This window comes from Candidatus Liberibacter brunswickensis (assembly GCF_036858155.1).
Classification (GTDB): domain Bacteria; phylum Pseudomonadota; class Alphaproteobacteria; order Rhizobiales; family Rhizobiaceae; genus Liberibacter; species Liberibacter brunswickensis.
Genome location: NZ_JAAEJX010000002.1, coordinates 26,803 through 45,339 on the forward strand (window position 1 = coordinate 26,803; position 18,537 = coordinate 45,339).

Here is an 18,537-nt window from a genome sequence, read left to right on the forward strand (position 1 = left end):
TAGGATAATATTCTAAAAATAATAATATTATTAAATATGATTTAAAACAATATAACCAATGATTAATAGAATACTTATTAGATTTTTAATAGAAAACCTGATAAGAGATGAGTTGCTACCGTTATATGAGCTACAGTTACTTCTTTTTCGGAAGAAAGAATATCAACAACCTGATCTTTAACTTCTTTCCATTTCTCATTTTGCATGATAGTTTCAACCGAACTACCGTTGGTAATAGCCTTTGCAATCATCTCACGTCTTGCAGAATACATCCAATCCAAACCAGCTGACAAAGCAAGATCTTCATAATGATCATCTACGACAACATTATTAGCTACAGACAGCAATCTATCAACTCCTAATCCCTCAGAAATAGCTAACCACATATCCAAAACTACTAATAGGCTAGTATCACAAGTTTCTGATATATCAATTAAATCTGGGACAACCATTAAAAATTGCATTCTAACAATTCTATTCGCAATATCTAATGGGAAACCAGTATTTATCAGTTTAATCACTCGATTATTAAAACGCTCTAACCATTCTGATGGTATTTTCTCTTGTAATAAATTATCTAGTTTACGGAATGATGTTACAAGACGTTTTACTGCATTATCAATATCTCCAATAAACTTTCCATTTTTAATGAGAAGACGAGTAATATTAATAAAAGTCAACCTAATCTCTTCATATATCTTATTCTGCAGTTTTCCACTAATCTGGTTGTCCAATTTATCAACTTCTTTCCAAAGTGATTCCAATTCATATCCAGCATCAGCTATCACGGCAGAACGGACAACATCTTCAATTGAAGAACTAGTCTCTTTAGCTAAACTAACAACAAAACAAGAACCACCTTTATTGATAATACCATTAGCTAGAACTGTTGAAATAATCGCTCTACGCAATTGATGATTCATAATATCTTCAAGATATAGCTTGCTCAATTGATTTGGAAAATAACTCAATAATAAGTTAGAAAAGAATGAATCGTCTATTAGAGTACTTTCCAATAATTGTTCAGATAATTTCAACTTAGCATACGAAAGTAAAATACCTATTTCAGGACGACTAAGAGGAATTTCATCTTTAATACGATCTTCTAAAGCAGTAATACTTGGCAAATGTTCAATTTCTCGATGCAGATTTCCTTCTTTCTCTAAAAACTTCATCAATTGTCCAAAATTCCACATCATTGCCATACTTTTACGTGATTCCAAAGAAATAGCTAACGATTGTAAATAATTATTCCGCAAAACAAGCTCAACTACTTCAGAAGTCATAGAGCTTAAAAGTTCATTACGATTCTCTAAAGTAAGACGTCCATCACGCATTGCTGAAGCTAATGCAATCTTTATATTTACTTCTAAATCAGAACAGTTCACTCCACCTGAATTATCAATAGAATCAGAATTAATATGTCCACCATTTAAAGAATAAACAATCCTAGATTGCTGAGTAAGACCAAGATTAGCACCTTCTCCTATAACTTTTGCTCTTACTTTATCAGAGGTTACACGAACAAGATTATTAGCTTTATCTCCTATATCCTCATTGTTTTCTTTAGGTGAACGAATATAAGTTCCAATACCGCCAAACCATAAAAGATCTACCGGAGCCATCAAAATTGCCGAAATAATTTCAGAAGGCGTAGCTATTTCATTTGAGATTCCTATGACAGCTGCAGCTTTAGGATTCAACCTCACAGATTTTTCTTTCCGTGAAATAATCATTCCTCCTTTAGATAATACCTTACGATCAAAATCCTGCCAACTTGAAGATAAAGAATCAAAGAGCCTCTTACGTTCATTAAAAGTACTTTCCAAATCTGGATCTGGATCAATAAATATATCACTACGATCAAAGGCAGCTACAAGCTTGATTTTTTTAGACAAAAGCATACCATTTCCAAATACATCGCCTGACATATCACCAACACCTGCAACAGTAAAAGGCGTAGATTGAATATCAATATCCATTTCACGAAAATGTCTCTTTACTGCTTCCCAAGCACCACGAGCAGTAATACCCATCTTTTTATGATCATATCCCATTGATCCACCAGAGGCAAAAGCGTCATCTAACCAAAATTTTGCTTCTTGAGCTAAGCTATTTGCCGTATCTGAAAAAGTTGCTGTTCCCTTATCTGCAGCAACAACTAAATAAGGATCGTTTTCATCTAAGCAAACAGTATTACATGGATGAATAACTTCTTGTCCTTCAAGATTATCTGTTATAGATAGCAAAGCACGAACATAAGTCTTATATGCTTCACGACCTATTTTAATTATTTCATCTCTAGATCCTTCAGAAGGCAATCTCTTAGGATAGAATCCTCCTTTAGCACCCATAGGAACAATGACAGCATTCTTAACTTTCTGTGCTCTTACCAATCCGAGAACTTCTGTTCTATAATCTGCAGCTCTATCAGACCAACGCAAACCACCACGCGATATTTTCCCAAATCTCAAATGAACACCTTCAACTTCAACACCATATACAAAAATCTCACAATGCAATTCATCTGTACCGATACTATTGATATTACGAGAATCAAATTTAAATACGAGTGGAACGTCACCTTTGTGTTTTTGAAAATAGTTAGTACGCAAGGTACCGAGAATTAAATTAACATAAAAACGCAATACAGTATCATCATCTAAACTAGGTACTTTTAATAAAGCAGTATCTATTTCCTCTAAAATTTTCTTAGTGGCGTCCTCTCTATTTTCCTCGGATAATCCTGGATCAAAACGATTATAAAAAAGACTAAAAAGCAACTCACTAATTTTAGGATTTTTACTTAAAATTTCTGCAATCAATTGTTGTGACCATGTAACAGATACCTGTCTAAGATATCGAGCATATGAACGTAAAACACTTACTTCATATACACGTAAATTCGTCAACATAATTAAATGATTAAAAGAATCGTTATCTACTCTATCTTGGAAAATATATTTAAAAGCTTCTACCAGAGCATCTATACGATCTTCGATATCAAACTGTACAACAGTGGCAGGTAGTTTTAAATCCATATGATATAAGACGACAAGATGCTTTTCATCATCTGTCAGCATCTTAATTTCAAACGTATCCTCACTTATGACGGTAAAACCCAAATTTTCAAGCAATGGAACACGTTTAGATAAAGAAAAAGGACCATTCGCGTGAAAAATCTTGATCTGCACATTTCCATCTTTCTTGCTCGAAAAATGTACGCGTAGCTTTTCTTTCCCTTCAGCACAACTTTTAATGTAATATAAATCCTCTACTGCTTTTTCGGGAGAAAATACGTCTTGAAATGTCTGAGGGAAAATAAAACGCGGAACTCCATTTCCAGCTTTTTTATAAAATTTTTCTTCCCAACATGCCACAATAGAACGAATTCCTTCTTCAAGAGATTCTTGAGATGGATTAATAATTTTTCCACCTGAAAACACTATTACAAAATGAATCCTTACCAATCCTTCTTCAAGGACACTAAAATAGTAAGATGATACACGACCGGCATAAACCTCAGATAAATAATTTATGATCCTTTCACGAACAAAAGTATCAAAATATTCCCGAGGTATATAAATAAGCAATGACACAAATCTATTTAAACGATCAATTCGAGGAAGAACACGTGTACAAGGTCTATCCATAATATCAATAATTTGTTCACAAAAAGAAGCTAGAATCGTTGGGTCAATTTGAAAAAACTCATCTCTTGGATAAAATTCCAAAGTATTTTGTAACATACGACTCGAGTGACTATTAGGGTGAAAATTAAGCAAATTTTGAACTTTAATAATTTTTTCGCGCAATAAAGGAATCTTGGAAGCTTTCTGCGAATACACTAAATGGGTAAAAAATCCAACAACGTGTAATTCACCAATAATTTTTCCTTTTTCATCAAAATGTCTAATCCCTATATAATCCATATATGAACGACGATATATAATAGACATGATATCAGATTTGGTAACAATGACAAAATCATGATCATCTAAAAAATGATCTGTTTTAGGAGATACACACGAATTATTTTTATCAAAACTCAAAATAGAAATATCATGATCTCTCAAAATCCCTAATCCTGATGCAATACCAAGATCTAATTTTAATTTTTCTTGTCCTGATGGAAGAGGATGATACCTCATACCCATAAATTGGAAATTATCTTCTTTTAACCAATTGATAAAAGTCAATGATTCAACTATGTTCTCTTGGGCATGGCTTTTAATATCCTTCAAATTAGAAAAAGATTTTTGTATTTTATCAATAGATACAATCATTTCTTGTGAATCTTGGAAAACTAGCTTGAGTTGTTCAATAATAAAAATCAGTTGTTTTTTAAGATATTCTGATTCTTTTTCAGTGATTTTAGGACAATGAATTTGTATCAAGCTAATTTTTTGTTTCGTAATACAAGAATCCTCAGGAGAATATAAACGCCAATCACCACCATCTTTATCTTTTGTAAAAACCGGATGAATAGCCATAGTAAGATTACGAAGGTTCGAAACTATTTCCCCTAAAATGGATTGGTATAAGAAAGGAATATCATCTACAATCACCGTGATAATACTGGTAGATATTCCTAAAGGATTAATATCTTCTACTTCCCTTATATCTATACAAAAGTAAGTACCAGAATGGTGCAGTCCCGAAAAAATTTCATATGAGACAATTGAGGTAAGAGCAAGCATTTTGGGTGAATACTTCTCAAGATCATCAACACTAGCTTTCCCAAACATACAAACCGCATTAAAAGACGGCACTCTTAAAACATCTATTTCTGCATTGACTTCACCGATGATTTTATTTCTTTTTAAGTCTCTAAAAAGCACTGATTCTACCCTTTTTAAGCTACTATTCTATGTTATCAACAAAACAATTATATAATTAATATTATGAATATTTTTCCAAGATATATAATTTCAATTCAGAATACCAAGTATATTTAATTAGAACGAATCACTATAATAATATTTATCAAAACTTAACTCACTATCAACTTTTAATCATTTTCTTTTTTAAAATATAGTATTTTATAAATTAATAACCTTGTTTATCGTATAAGAGATATATTATTTGATTTTTTTAATAAAAATAGAAGGATAATGGATGTGACTGGATTTCCAAATAAACTATTAAATCGTCATCGTGAATTCATTGAACGCCAGTATGATAAAAAATTATTTCAAAAACTATCAGACCAACAACGTCCTAAAATAATGATTATTTCTTGTTGTGATTCGCGCGTTGCACCTGAAACAATATTCAATGCTAGACCAGGAGAACTATTCGTAGTACGAAACGTTGCAAATATTGTCCCACCATATGAACCAGATGGAAATCATCACGCAACTTCTGCTGCAATTGAGTTTGCAGTTCAAGGGCTTAAAGTAGAACATATAGTAATCATGGGACATGGAGGTTGTGGAGGAATACAAGCTGCTTTAGATCCAATGAACCCTCCTTTGTCTACTGGTAATTTTATCGACAAATGGATAGAAATAGTACGCCCTCTTGTTAAAGGAATAGTTGCGAATGATCCTATTGAAAAACAAATTATTCTTGAACAGCTATCAATTCGCAATTCATTAAAAAACATACGAAAATTCCCTTTTGTTAGAAAATTAGAAAAAGAAAATCTATTAAAAATCCACGGCGCCTGGTTTAACATTGGTTCTGGAGATTTGTGGACTCTTGATCAAAAAAATGATTTATTTATATGTAATACAAGATAATTAATTGAAAAAATTAATGACGGAAGTGTCTTATCCCTGTAAAAACCATAGATATACCATGTTGATCTGCTACTGAAATAACCTCTGAGTCTCGTATAGATCCTCCAGGCTGTATAATGGCAGTCACACCCGCCTTAACTGCCTCAATAATACCATCGGGAAAAGGATAAAATGCCTCAGAAGCAATAACTGAACCTATTGTAGCAGATTTCACTCCACGTTGAATAGAAATATTATTAGCTTTTATAGCTGCAAAACGAGTAGCATCAATCCTACTTGTTTGACCAGAACCGATTGCAACAGTACAACCGTTTTTAGCATAAACAACAGCATTTGATTTGACGTGCTTTACTACTTTAAAAGCGAATTTCATATCACTTAATTCTTGATTTATAGGCCTTCTTTTAGTCACCACCGCCAATTCTTGATCACCAATTATATTATCACGTGTTTGCAAAATAGCTCCACCAGAGATTGTTTTTAATACAATATTCATGCTACAAGGGTCTTGTAAACCAGATGTCTTTAAAAAGCGAATGTTCGGTTTTTTAGCAATAACAGCTCTAGCTTCATTAGAAAAGGATGGAGCGACAATAGCTTCAGTAAAAATTTTTATTAATTCTAGTGCTACTTCTTGATCTAATTCCCGATTAAATGCAATAATTCCACCGAATGCAGAAATAGGATCACATGATAATGCTTGACGATATGCTTCAACAAGAGTATCAGCAGTTGCTACGCCACATGGATTCGTGTGCTTGACAATCACGCAAGTAGCACAATCTTGAGAAGGGAATTCAGAAATCAGCTCAAATGCAGCATCAAGATCGTTAATATTATTGTAAGAAAGTGGCTTTCCTTGAACTAAATGCGCATTAGCTATCCCAAATTTTTGCTCATTAGTAGAATAGAGAGCAGCTTTTTGATGAGGGTTTTCTCCATAACACATATCTAGTTTTTTAACAGCAGTTATATTGAGATAATCTGGAAAATATTCATCTTCCGAATTAGCAAACCACTTACAAATAACAGAATCATAATAAGCAGTCCTAGAAAAAGCACGTTGAGCCATTTTCTTTCTAAAAGTACTAAGTACCTTACCGTTATTTGAATCCATTTCAGTCAGTAAAGATTGATAATCATTGTGATGCGTTAAAACTGTAACATAGTCATGGTTCTTAGCAGCGGCTCTAATCATCGACGGACCGCCGATATCAATATTTTCGATTATAGTATGATAATCATATTCCTTATCACAATATTCTTCGAATGGATATAAATTGACTACTACAAGATCGATTGGTTCTAGTCCGTGATCTTGCATATCCATAATGTGATCTTGATTATCACGGACTCCTAAAATACCTCCATATATCCTAGGATGAAGAGTTTTGACCCGACCGTCCATTATTTCAGGAAAATTCGTAACATCAGAAATATTAACAACAGGAATGTTTTCTTTTTTTAACAATTGATAAGTTCCACCCGTTGATATGATTCGAATATTCCATGAAATTAATCTCTTAGCAAATTCAACAATACCTGTTTTGTTGTGGACAGATATTAGTGCAGTTTTAATCGAAATTTCATCAGGACAAATATCTTTTTTACGAGAACGATTCATCTAATCCTCCTATTTAATAAAGGAATTAAAACAATAATTAATCATCAGATAGAAACAATAGAAAGATAATTTGTTTCAGTTACTTAGTATATCAATAAACACAACATAAGTATTTTAGATAATTTTATTTTTATTATACATTTAAAATAATCTCTCATAACTTCATCCAATATAATTCTTTTTATAGTTACATCAAACGTCTAAGAGCCACTGTAAAGAAACCATTCATTCCTGAGGATGCACCATCAATTGACTCTAACATGTCTGGAGTAATTCTAATCCACTTCTCAGGAGCAATAGCCATAGCTAAATTTGTACTTGTCAAGAAAGCATTATTTAAGGACATAATTTCAATAGGGATCGGAGAAGATTGAAGAACCTTTTTAACAACTTCTTCACTATCTTGTTTATCCAATGAACAATTAGAAAAAACAACTATTCCACCAGGTTTAACAAAACTTATTCCACACAAAAGCAATCTTTCCTGCAAATTTGCCGAATTTAATATATCGCTTGTATCCCTAGTCCATAATACATCTGGATGACGTTTTATTGTCCCTGTAGAAGAACAAGGAGCATCTACAAGAACAGCATCAAATAATTTTTCAGGACAATAATCAAAAGCATCAATCTCAATGAGATCATCCGCATACAAACGCAATCTATCAAGATTATATCTTAATTTTTCTAAACGTCTTTTTGAAATATCAAGAGCGGTTACTCTTGCTCCAGAAACAATAAGTTGTGCTGTTTTTCCTCCAGGAGCAGCACATAAATCCAGAACAGATAAACCTTTTAGCTCACCAAATAATTGAACAGGAATTGAAGATGAAGCATCTTGTACCCACCAAATACCTTCTGAGAATCCAGGAAGAGAAGAAACCGATCCTTTTAATTCTCTTAGACGTATTCCTCCAGTAGGCAAAATAACAGCGTTTAGCTTATGCGCCCATGTTTCAATATCAGATTTTACTCTTAAGTCAATGTAAATAGGAGAAATATAAGATTTGGCTATGGCAAAAGTTTTCTCTTTTCCATAGAAATTTTCCAAACGCTCCTTAAACCATTGAGGAATACAAGATATATTCTCAACATATTGTAGTAAATATACTTTTTCTCTAGATACTCTACGCAATATTGAATTGACAAGCTTTGAAAAGTATTGGTTTTTTTTATCAAGTTTAGTTTGCTCTACTGCTAGATCTACAACAGCATAATCTGCAACATCCAAATAAAGAATTTGCGCAATAGAAATACGCAATAATTGTCGTAAATATTTTTTTTTTTTAGACAAAGAAGATAAAAGTACAAAATCAAGAATAGCATCAATACGAGGTAAAAAACGCAGTGTTGCAATAACGATAGCACGAACTAATATCTGATCTCTATGCGAAAGACGACAAAATGAACTATCTCCATGTTCTAGATCAAATAAACAATCTAAAGAAATTTTTTTCATAATCACACAAGACAACAAATTAGCAGCAACTAATCGTGCACTCATTCCAGATTTCAACAATGCAAATAATCCACAAATACTATATCTATTTTATACTTTTTAGTTCAGAGAAAAAACGAAATTATTCCTATTCTAGAAGGACAAGTAGATAATTAACAGTTATAATCAAAATACATTCCTAAAATTTTCATAATAAAAATATAGCAAAAATATGTATCCCAAATATCACGATAAAAATGGTTAATATAAATATCAATATAAAATATACTCAAAAAACATATCAATTATCTTTAGCTAGTGTTATACTAAATTCCAAATATAGTACTATATTATGTTATACCATGATATTGATGCAAAATGATCATTGAATAATTAAAATATTTAGCATTATTATAGAAAAATAAAAGAGCAGATATTATATGAAATCTACAACGATAGCACCAACTGAATCACATTCTTCTATTGCAAAAAGAGCTCTAGAAGAAGCTAATGTGCGCAAATCTACCAATAAACAAAGCAAACAACTCCCAAAAGAAATAGGAGGAAGAAATGGGTCAGATCCTACTCGTTTTGGAGATTGGGAAAAAAACGGGATATCAGTAGATTTCTAGTAATATTTTACATAAAAAATACCATTTAACTTTTTAGATTTAAATGTAAAAAACTGCATTACAAAATATAGATATCAAAAAATAAAACTCAGACACTTGATATAATGAGTATCTATGTGTCTAAATTTTAATCAAATAAACTAGAAATAGATCTCTCTTCAAAAGTTCTTCTAATAGCTTCTCCGATTAAATTAGCAACATTAAGAACACGTATTTTAGACGAAGACATAACTGAAGCTGATGGCTGTATAGAGTTAGTAATCACCAATGCTTTCATTTTAGATGCTTCTATTCGTTCAATAGAAGAGCCCGACAAAACACCGTGAGTAATATACGCTGTTACACTCAAAGCTCCTTTATCATATAGAGCATCAGCAGCACCACAAAGAGTTCCACCGGTATCAACGATATCATCAATTAAAATACAATCTTTGCCTTTTACCTTTCCTATAATATTCATAACTTCACTTTGACCTGGATGTTCTCTTCTTTTATCAACAATAGCTAATAAACATCCTAATCTTTTAGCAAGCAAACGAGCTCTCACTACTCCTCCAACATCAGGAGAAACAACCATAAGATTAGACACGTCATTATATTTTTTAATATCACGATCTAAAATTGGCAATGCATATAAGTTATCTGTTGGAATATCAAAGAATCCCTGAACTTGTCCCGCATGCAAATCCAAAGTCATAACACGATCAACTCCAGCTTTCTTAATCAAATTGGCGACTAATTTAGCAGATATCGGAGTACGAGGACTAGGTTTACGATCTTGACGACAATATCCAAAGTAGGGAATTACGCCTGTAATACGCTTTGCTGAAGAACGACGTGCAGCATCCACCATAATAAGCAATTCCATTAAATGATCATTAGCTGGACAAGAAGTAGATTGCACTATAAAAACGTCTTCTCCTCTCACATTTTCTCCGATTTTAACAGATACTTCTCTATCAGAAAAATATGTAACCGAAGCTGTTCCCAAAGATACACCTAAATAATCACAAATCTCTTGAGTAAGATGCCTATTAGAATTTCCTGAAAAGATTTTCATACGGGAGATAACCTATTTAAAGAGTACAAAGACCTACTAAAATAACGTTTTATTTTATAATGGATAAAAGTTTTACTAACAATTATGTTTATATTTTCAATTCATTCAACGTTATAGTACATAAATTCCAATCTAAACTATAATAAAATATATATTCCTTCACAAGAATTATAGATACAATCAAGTTTTCAGAACATAAAATTAATTTAAAAAAAAGTTTGAATAGCATAAGACATAATCATAATTGATTGATTGATTTCTTAAAAAACAATCAAATTATTTTTTAATAAAAATCACTAAATTCAATTGTAATTTATAAAAGGCATTAATTCTACTTTCTCATGTGATACGACCAAAACCTTAAATAATTCTCCCATACTTTTTTTATCGGAAGGACTTCCCACTAAACGTCTCACAGAATCTAACAGAACACCATTTCTTTTTGTCTTCCGAATAAGAGAGTATGCTCTTTGCCAAATTCCAAGCCCTTCTAAAAATCTTCCTTGAGTTACCAATCCATTTACATACAATCCATAAAGAATAGCAATTAAAGATAATCGCTGAAAATCCACATGACTAGTAAGATCTGCTTGCCCTGGATTTATTAATGGAGAAATATATCTATGTCCTTTAACCGCCTGTAATGTATCACCAATACTAGATTGACAGTATCCATAATCAAAAATTATTGCTGTTCCGCCATAAGATGATAATCTATTAGAAATTGACTTCATTTCATTATCTCTATACGGAGATTCTTCAAATATCGTTCCAACACTACAATCAATACAAGAAAAAAAATCTGATTCTATTGCATCATATCCTATACTAAAGAAAATGGAATCATGATTATCTATATCTATTACGCGTTCACGAATACCATTTTTTGTTATAATAAATTGTTTAATTGGTAAACTATCAAAAAACTCATTAGCCAAAAGAAAAGTAAATCCTAAAGGAACAGTGTCAAGACTAATGCACCATTTTATCTTGTCTCCATAAGATGAGAGATTTTTCTTTTGAAACAATGTAAGATTTTCACTATTTTCAACCATATATACCGATATAATAGAAAAAAAACTAGGTTTTAATTTGCTAATTACACGCAGTATATCCAGCATCATTGTGCCTCTTCCTGGCCCTAATTCTATCAATCTGACACTATCTGGAGAACCATGTTGTTCCCATGCGCAAATTAAAAATATTGCTAACATTTCTCCAAAAATCTGACTTATTTCCGGCGAAGTAATAAAATCATTAAAAGGATTGCGTGTTTTATAGTAGCCAAACTCAGGGTCTGAAAGGCACAATGAGAAATATTGGTCAACAGTCATTTGACCATTTTTTTTAATAAGATTAACGATTTTCCTGGTTAATTCATCTTTCAAGGGAACTCCTTAATTATATGCGCAAAGACTTAATAAATAGAACAATACCACCTATGAAAAGGAATACCGATAATATCATTCCCATTGTCATCCAATCACCCAACAAGTACCCTAACTGATAATCTGGTTCGCGGAAAAATTCCATAACAAATCTAATAACAGCATAACAAATCGCAAAAGCACCTGATGTCATTCCTGGTTTTTTCAAAGAACCACGATAAACCATCAAATTCATGATCAAGAAAATCAATAATCCTTCAGAAATAGCTTCATATAACTGACTAGGATGACGAGGGAAATTTCCTCCATTAGGAAAAATCATAGCCCATGGAACATTAGAAAATCTACCCCATAACTCGCCATTTATAAAGTTGGCAATACGCCCTAAAAATATTCCAACCGGAGCAGAAGTAGCTACAATATCTAAAAAAGAAAAAAAAGAAAAACAATAAATGCGTGACAATAAAAACATTGACACAATCGCACCTATTAATCCACCATGAAAAGACATTCCTCCTTCCCAAAGAAAAAATATGTGTAATGGAAAATTCCAAAATATCTTCCAATTATAAAAAATCACATACATAATGCGTCCACCGAGAATAATGCTGATCGCTAACCAAAAAAAACAACTTTCTCTGCAATCACCCTCTTTATGAATAATATTCTGTTTATTTTGATCTTCCGTCCATAGAGAAGTCTTATTAAGTAAATATGGTATGTACCAAATACCAAATAACATTCCAATTAAATAAGCCAATCCATACCAACGAATAGAAAAAAAACCTATTGATATTGCAATAGGATTTATATTAGGATACGTTAAAACAGACCAAAGCATATATTTATCTCCTCCTATTTATTTCTATAATGCTATCTTAAAAATGCGACAAAAATTGCAATATAACTAATTACTTGTGCCGAAAATAATAATACTATATACTTAGCACAATTGTTTTTTTATGTGCAGGATAATATAATGATATTTAGATCAAACCAAATTTTTGAGCAAGCTTCTCGTCTAGCCAATTGCGCATCCGATGCAGTAAAAATTATATCCAAAGAAGCAGAAACTTTCGCTCAAGTAAAAATTCAGAAAACCTTAAACTCAATGGGTGTGATAAGCTCAGAAGAAATCGAAAACATTAAAAGCGCAACCTCTTCTCTTCGAGAAGAGATTACATCCATTGATCAGCGCTTAGAAGCAATTGAAAAACAACTTACACAGCTTGAGTTATTGATAAATAAAAAAGAAAAAAAATAACCTTTACGAAATAATACTAAAACCTATAAATTCATCAATAAGTCTAACTGGAAGAGGTTATCTGGAACAGAGAAATACCCTTGAACTCCATCACATACAAAAATAAAGTCAACATATTTTTTAAAAAACAAAATTACCAAGATAATATCTAAAATTTTTGATTTTTAAAATCCCTTCAAATTAAAAATACAATCTATGACAACACATAAAGATTATTGTTCCCGTATAATAATATCTTTTTCAAATAACAAAAAACATAATATGAAAACCAATGGTACGGTTGAGTGGATTCGAACCACCGACCTCAGGTGCCACAAACCTGCGCTCTAACCAGCTGAGCTACAACCGCATATAAAATATATACTTCCACTATAATCATTGTTTACTGACTAATATTTAAATAAACGTATACTCTCATTCACTTAAAAAACAATATGTACAATTTCTAACATCGCGTTAACCTTAATAATAAATTAACGTTAATGAATACATATTTATACTTCCAGATCTTATACCTATCCCGTATTCTTAGATACATGTTGAGCAAGCGTCAACCCCCTTTTTATCACTTAAAATACACTGGATATAAAATGCTTATAACGCAATATCTTTACAAGGATAAAATCCTATATCTATGCAAAAGTTTGATGCAAGATAAAGAGCTATTGTTTTTTGAAAATATACGTCTTGCCCAAAATTGGGAATATAATACATTATACAACAAGATTGCTCTTTGTACTAAAAGTTTGAATGAGTTGTTTTTGTTAATATGCAGATTATATAAATATATCTTTGTTCGCTCACAATTTTTTATTAGAAAAGCAAACAGTATACTTATATTTAAAACATTTCACTTTATGTTTTATACGAAATTGGTATGCACATACAAAAATATAATTTTGTATAATGATAATGTGAAGTTTTTAATAATAGCAACATTATACTATAAGAACACAATTAAAATCCGACTACCTATTAATCGTAGAGATTATGAATTTACGATAATATATTTTAATCCTCCTCCAATACAAATAAAATTATAACTAATTTTATGGATACTTCTACTGAATGTGAAAACCATACGAACTAAAAAATTTCTAACCTAATATAGAAAATACCAAAGGTTCAAAGAATGAGCATTGATTCTATTATATCAAATCACAAAAATCTTGTAAGCAACTGTAAAGATAATGCAAAAAACAGCCTTGAAACAAAAAATTCAAAAATAATAAATAATTGCCAAGATCATCTGGAAAAATCAAATTTTACAGATCAAAAACAACCAATCGAAATTGAGGCACAATATGCTGAAAATTTAGATTTATCAAATAAGTTTATATTTGATTCAACGCCCCGTACGGTACGTTTTAAATGGAAAACAGACTCACACGGATATATACAAGAAATTTCAGAGGAACTATCAAAAACTATTGGAAATTATACATTACAAATGATTGGTATGCGATTATGTGATATTAATCATATACTTCAAATTGATCCTAACAATCGTCTTGTTGACCTTTTAAAAAAACAAAATACTTGGTATGGCAAAAGCACAATATGGCCTATAGAAGGAACAGATTTACATGTACCTATCGATTTGGCTGCTCTGCCAATATATTCAAGAGATCGTGAATTTAATGGCTTCAAGGGATTTGGACTTGTGCACGTAAATAGAGTAGAAAAAGATTCACGTTCATTAGGAAAAATATTAGATGAAAAATTATCCTACTCACGTAACATAAAGAATGGTATTTCTTCTTTTGATCAAGAAAGATTTGATTTATTATCTAATAAATCTTCTCAAATCAATAGTAGCATGCAAAAGAAAAATTCTTTTTTATCCGAATGCCATCATGATAAAGAAGATATTTTGGAAATTATGAAATCTTCCTTGTCAAAAAATGAGGAATTATTTCTTAAACATCAAGGAAATCATCATACTATTAATTTAAATAAATATATAGATAAAAACTATTTTACTAATATTGAAAATCATAAGGAAGAAAGCACTGAAGATTTATTTCAATGCAATCACCCATCTTTGTCTGAGTATTTTGATGAAGGGGAAAATCTAACACCAGAAATCGTTGAAGCATGTCCAATACCTTTCTTGGTATCTTCATATGGAAATATATTTTACGCCAATTCTTCTTTTCTACTTTTAACAAGATATAAGAGGATCAAAGATATAGAGATAGCTGGAGGTTTATCTACATTATTAAATGCTAAAAAATTATCAAAAAGTAATACAGTTGGATCTGTCATGCTATATTGTTCTGATGAAACATTAGTTCCTGTATCAGCTCGTTTACATACTATTAAGTGGAATGGAGAAAATTCACTTGCTATGACTTTTGTTCCTTTTGAAAAAAAAGAACAATTTTCGGAGAATATATCTCATAAAGAAAGAGATTCTGATTGCACAAATACGAATACTGATATGCGGAAAATGGAAATTGAAGTAATGCAATTGTGTTCAATTTTAGAATCAGCTTCTGATGGCATTGCTATTATAAATAGTGAAGGAATAATTGTTTCTGCTAACAACGCAATAAGCAGGTTATTTAACTATTCCATACAAGATATACTCGAAAAACCATTTACAATATTTTTAGAAAACAACACTAAAAATGATATGCAGCATTATCTTTCAGATATTGTGTCACTTAATCTAGGAAAAGTGCTAGATAAGGCGACATTCGGCCGCACAAAAGAAGGAACACTTATTTCAATACGCACTATAATAAAAAAACTTCCTTGTTCTGACTGCTACTCTCTCATAATACACGATATTTCAGAATGGAAACAAGAGAGAAATGAATTGTCTCATGCTATAAAAAGAGCAGAAAAAGAGAATTCCCATAAAAGTGATTTTCTAGCACGTGTGAGCCATGAAATTCGCACTCCATTAACTGCTATAATAGGTTTTTCTGAAGCTATAAAAAATCAAAGATTTGGACCTTTAGGAAGCCCTCGTTATGTAGAATATGCAAATTACATAGATAGATCTGGAAATCTTGTTCTTGATATTGTAAATGATCTCCTTGATATATCAAAAATTGAGTCTGGGAAAATGAACTTGCATTTTGAATCAGTATCTTTAAATGAAGCTGTTTCTGAAGCGATTTCTTTAGTACAATTATATGCTAATGAAAAACGTATTATCATTCGTACTTCATTTTCTAATAATATTCCTCAAATATTCGCTGATATACGTTCTGTAAAACAAATAGTAATTAATATATTGTCAAACGCGATTAACTTTACTCCTTCAGGAGGACAAATAATCATTTCAACCACATATACAAGCAATGAAGAGGTTATTTTACGCGTTAGAGATAACGGTATAGGAATGTCAAACTATGAATTAGAAAAAGCTATGAAACCATTTGGACAAATACCTAATTCTCAACAGGTAAGAGGAGAAGGAACAGGATTAGGATTACCACTTGCCAAAGCAATGGTAGATGCTAATATGGGGAAATTTTATGTTTCTTCTACTCCTACAAAGGGAACTTTAATAGAAATTATTTTTCTTCCACACAAATTATACGATTATAATTAGGCGATACTATTAGATAATTCAATAATTTAAAATTTAACTTTATATCCGTATTAAATAAATAATAGACGTGTGGTGTGTGATGTTTTTGAGAAAAATAGACATTATTGGAATTAATTATTGCTGGAACAAGACATTATTCCCATTCAATAGTTGCAGGTGGCTTAGATGTAATATCATATACAACTCTATTAATTCCCTTTACTTCATTAACTATTCTCGTAGAAACTTGACTCAAAAATTTCATATCGTGATGATAGAAATCAGATGTCATTCCATCTATTGAAGTAACAGCTCTTAAAGAACATACATTCTCATATGTACGATCATCCCCCATTACTCCTACTGTTTTAACAGGTAATAATACAGTAAATGCTTGCCAAATTTCACGATAAATACCAGCTTTATAAATCTCTTCACAATATATAGCATCAGATTCACGCAACGCTTCTATCTTTTCCTTAGTAACTTCTCCAATACAGCGAATAGATAAGCCAGGCCCTGGACATGGATGACGTTCTATAAAAGTATCAGGCAACCCTAAATCCTTTCCAAGAAGACGCACCTCGTCTTTAAAAAGCTCTTTTAGAGGCTCCACAAGCTTCATATTCATTCTTTCAGGCAATCCTCCCACATTATGATGCGATTTAATAACAGATGTAGGACCACCAAAAAAAGAAATACTTTCTATAACATCAGGATATAAAGTTCCCTGTCCGAGAAATTTTACACCTCCTATTTTTCTTGCCTCTTCCTCAAAAACTTCTATAAATAATTTTCCTATAATTTTCCTTTTATCTTCTGGATCAATAATATTTTTTAGTTTTTTCATAAATATATCTGAGGCATCTACAACTACCAGGGGAATATTTGGATAATTTTTAAATAAGTTAGAGACATAATCTACTTCATTTTTACGCATGAATCCATGATCAACAAGCACACATGTAAGATTTTCTCCAATAGCTTCATAGATTAAAAAGGCAGCTACAGTAGAATCAACTCCTCCTGATACTGCGCAAATAACACGATCATTTCCTACTTGTTCTTTGATACGGGATACCATATCCTTGCGATAAGAAGACATAATCCAGTCATCTTTGATACCAGCAATATGATGGACAAAGTTAGCTATTAATTGAGATCCTCCTTCTGTATGGATAACTTCTGGATGGAATTGAACAGCATAATATTTTCTCTTCTCATCTGCGATAAAAGCAAAAGGTGTACTATCTGATGATGCGATTACATCAAATCCTTTTGGAATACTCTCTACTTGATCACCATGACTCATCCAAACCTGCTGCCTGGAACCTTTTTCCCACATTCCTCTTAACAATGAACAATCTTTTTTTATCTCAATAAAAGCACGACCAAACTCTCGATTGTAAGAGTTTTTCATCTTTCCTCCAAGAGACTTACATATAATCTGCTGCCCGTAACAAATTCCAAGCACAGGAACATTTGAATCTAAAATCTCTTGTGGGATCCGAGGACTGTCAATATTCAAAGAAGAAGCAGGACTTCCTGATAAAATAATGGCTTGAGGACTTTGATCTCTAAAATAATCCAATGCACTTTTAAAGTCTACTACTTCGCAATAAACTTTATTTTCACGTACACGACGTGCAATCAATTGAGTAAATTGACTTCCAAAATCAATAATAAGAACTTTGCTTGTTTTTTTTATATTTTGCATTATACACTTTCATATTTGATAGAATTACAGCCAAGCAATTCATCTATTTGAAAAAATATCAATTTCGGAAACTACTCAATATCAACATTTATTTATATGTAAATACAATAAAAAATTTTACAA

Annotated in this window: 11 protein-coding genes and 1 tRNA gene; 4 read left to right on the forward strand and 8 right to left on the reverse strand. The window is 31.5% G+C overall.

What is annotated here, in order from left to right; translation table 11 throughout:
• Nucleotides 1–77: 77 nt before the first annotated feature.
• Nucleotides 78–4,841 carry an NAD-glutamate dehydrogenase gene (locus GY664_RS00625; protein WP_333947527.1) on the reverse strand — a complete coding sequence of 1,588 codons (4,764 nt, stop codon included), beginning with the start codon at nt 4,839–4,841 and terminating at the stop codon, nt 78–80.
• Between the two features lie 273 nt (nt 4,842–5,114).
• Here GY664_RS00625 and GY664_RS00630 point away from each other — a divergent pair, with 273 nt between their 5' ends.
• The gene (locus GY664_RS00630) at nt 5,115–5,744 is read left to right on the forward strand and encodes a carbonic anhydrase (RefSeq protein WP_333947528.1); all 630 of its coding nucleotides are present in this window, start codon (nt 5,115–5,117) and stop codon (nt 5,742–5,744) included.
• A 13-nt stretch (nt 5,745–5,757) separates the two neighbouring features.
• Here GY664_RS00630 and purH read toward each other — a convergent pair whose 3' ends face one another.
• Nucleotides 5,758–7,368 (reverse strand): bifunctional phosphoribosylaminoimidazolecarboxamide formyltransferase/IMP cyclohydrolase, encoded by a 1,611-nt coding sequence (purH, locus tag GY664_RS00635; RefSeq protein WP_333947529.1) that lies wholly within the window; start codon nt 7,366–7,368, stop codon nt 5,758–5,760.
• Nucleotides 7,369–7,555: 187 nt separating this feature from the next.
• Nucleotides 7,556–8,884: an RsmB/NOP family class I SAM-dependent RNA methyltransferase gene (locus GY664_RS00640; RefSeq protein WP_333947530.1), complete on the reverse strand. Its 1,329-nt coding sequence runs from the start codon at nt 8,882–8,884 to the stop codon at nt 7,556–7,558.
• 362 nt (nt 8,885–9,246) lie between these two features.
• On the opposite strand from GY664_RS00640, the gene GY664_RS00645 reads away from it, so the two are divergent.
• On the forward strand, nt 9,247–9,438 hold the full coding sequence (locus GY664_RS00645) for a DUF1674 domain-containing protein (protein WP_333947531.1): 192 nt from the start codon (nt 9,247–9,249) through the stop codon (nt 9,436–9,438).
• Between the two features lie 127 nt (nt 9,439–9,565).
• Here GY664_RS00645 and GY664_RS00650 read toward each other — a convergent pair whose 3' ends face one another.
• From GY664_RS00650 to lgt, 3 genes are all read right to left on the reverse strand, one after another.
• Entirely contained in the window at nt 9,566–10,498 is a 933-nt protein-coding gene (locus tag GY664_RS00650; protein ID WP_333947532.1) for a ribose-phosphate pyrophosphokinase, read from the reverse strand.
• 302 nt (nt 10,499–10,800) lie between these two features.
• Complete coding sequence (locus tag GY664_RS00655) at nt 10,801–11,886, reverse strand: class I SAM-dependent methyltransferase (protein WP_333947533.1); 1,086 nt, start codon at nt 11,884–11,886, stop codon at nt 10,801–10,803.
• A gap of 13 nt (nt 11,887–11,899) precedes the next feature.
• Nucleotides 11,900–12,727 (reverse strand): prolipoprotein diacylglyceryl transferase, encoded by an 828-nt coding sequence (gene lgt / locus GY664_RS00660; protein WP_333947534.1) that lies wholly within the window; start codon nt 12,725–12,727, stop codon nt 11,900–11,902.
• Between the two features lie 138 nt (nt 12,728–12,865).
• Here lgt and GY664_RS00665 point away from each other — a divergent pair, with 138 nt between their 5' ends.
• Complete coding sequence (locus tag GY664_RS00665; RefSeq protein WP_333947535.1) at nt 12,866–13,150, forward strand: hypothetical protein; 285 nt, start codon at nt 12,866–12,868, stop codon at nt 13,148–13,150.
• Nucleotides 13,151–13,422: 272 nt separating this feature from the next.
• On the opposite strand, the gene GY664_RS00670 is transcribed toward GY664_RS00665, so the two are convergent.
• Nucleotides 13,423–13,499, reverse strand: a tRNA-His gene (locus tag GY664_RS00670).
• Between the two features lie 783 nt (nt 13,500–14,282).
• Between GY664_RS00670 and GY664_RS00675 the strand changes: the two genes are divergently transcribed.
• Nucleotides 14,283–16,718, forward strand: a complete 2,436-nt coding sequence (locus tag GY664_RS00675) for a PAS domain-containing sensor histidine kinase (RefSeq protein ID WP_333947536.1) — start codon at nt 14,283–14,285, stop codon at nt 16,716–16,718.
• Nucleotides 16,719–16,851: 133 nt separating this feature from the next.
• Here the strand turns inward: GY664_RS00675 and guaA are convergent, their stop codons facing one another.
• Entirely contained in the window at nt 16,852–18,414 is a 1,563-nt protein-coding gene (guaA, locus tag GY664_RS00680; protein ID WP_333947537.1) for a glutamine-hydrolyzing GMP synthase, read from the reverse strand.
• Nucleotides 18,415–18,537 lie beyond the last annotated feature (123 nt).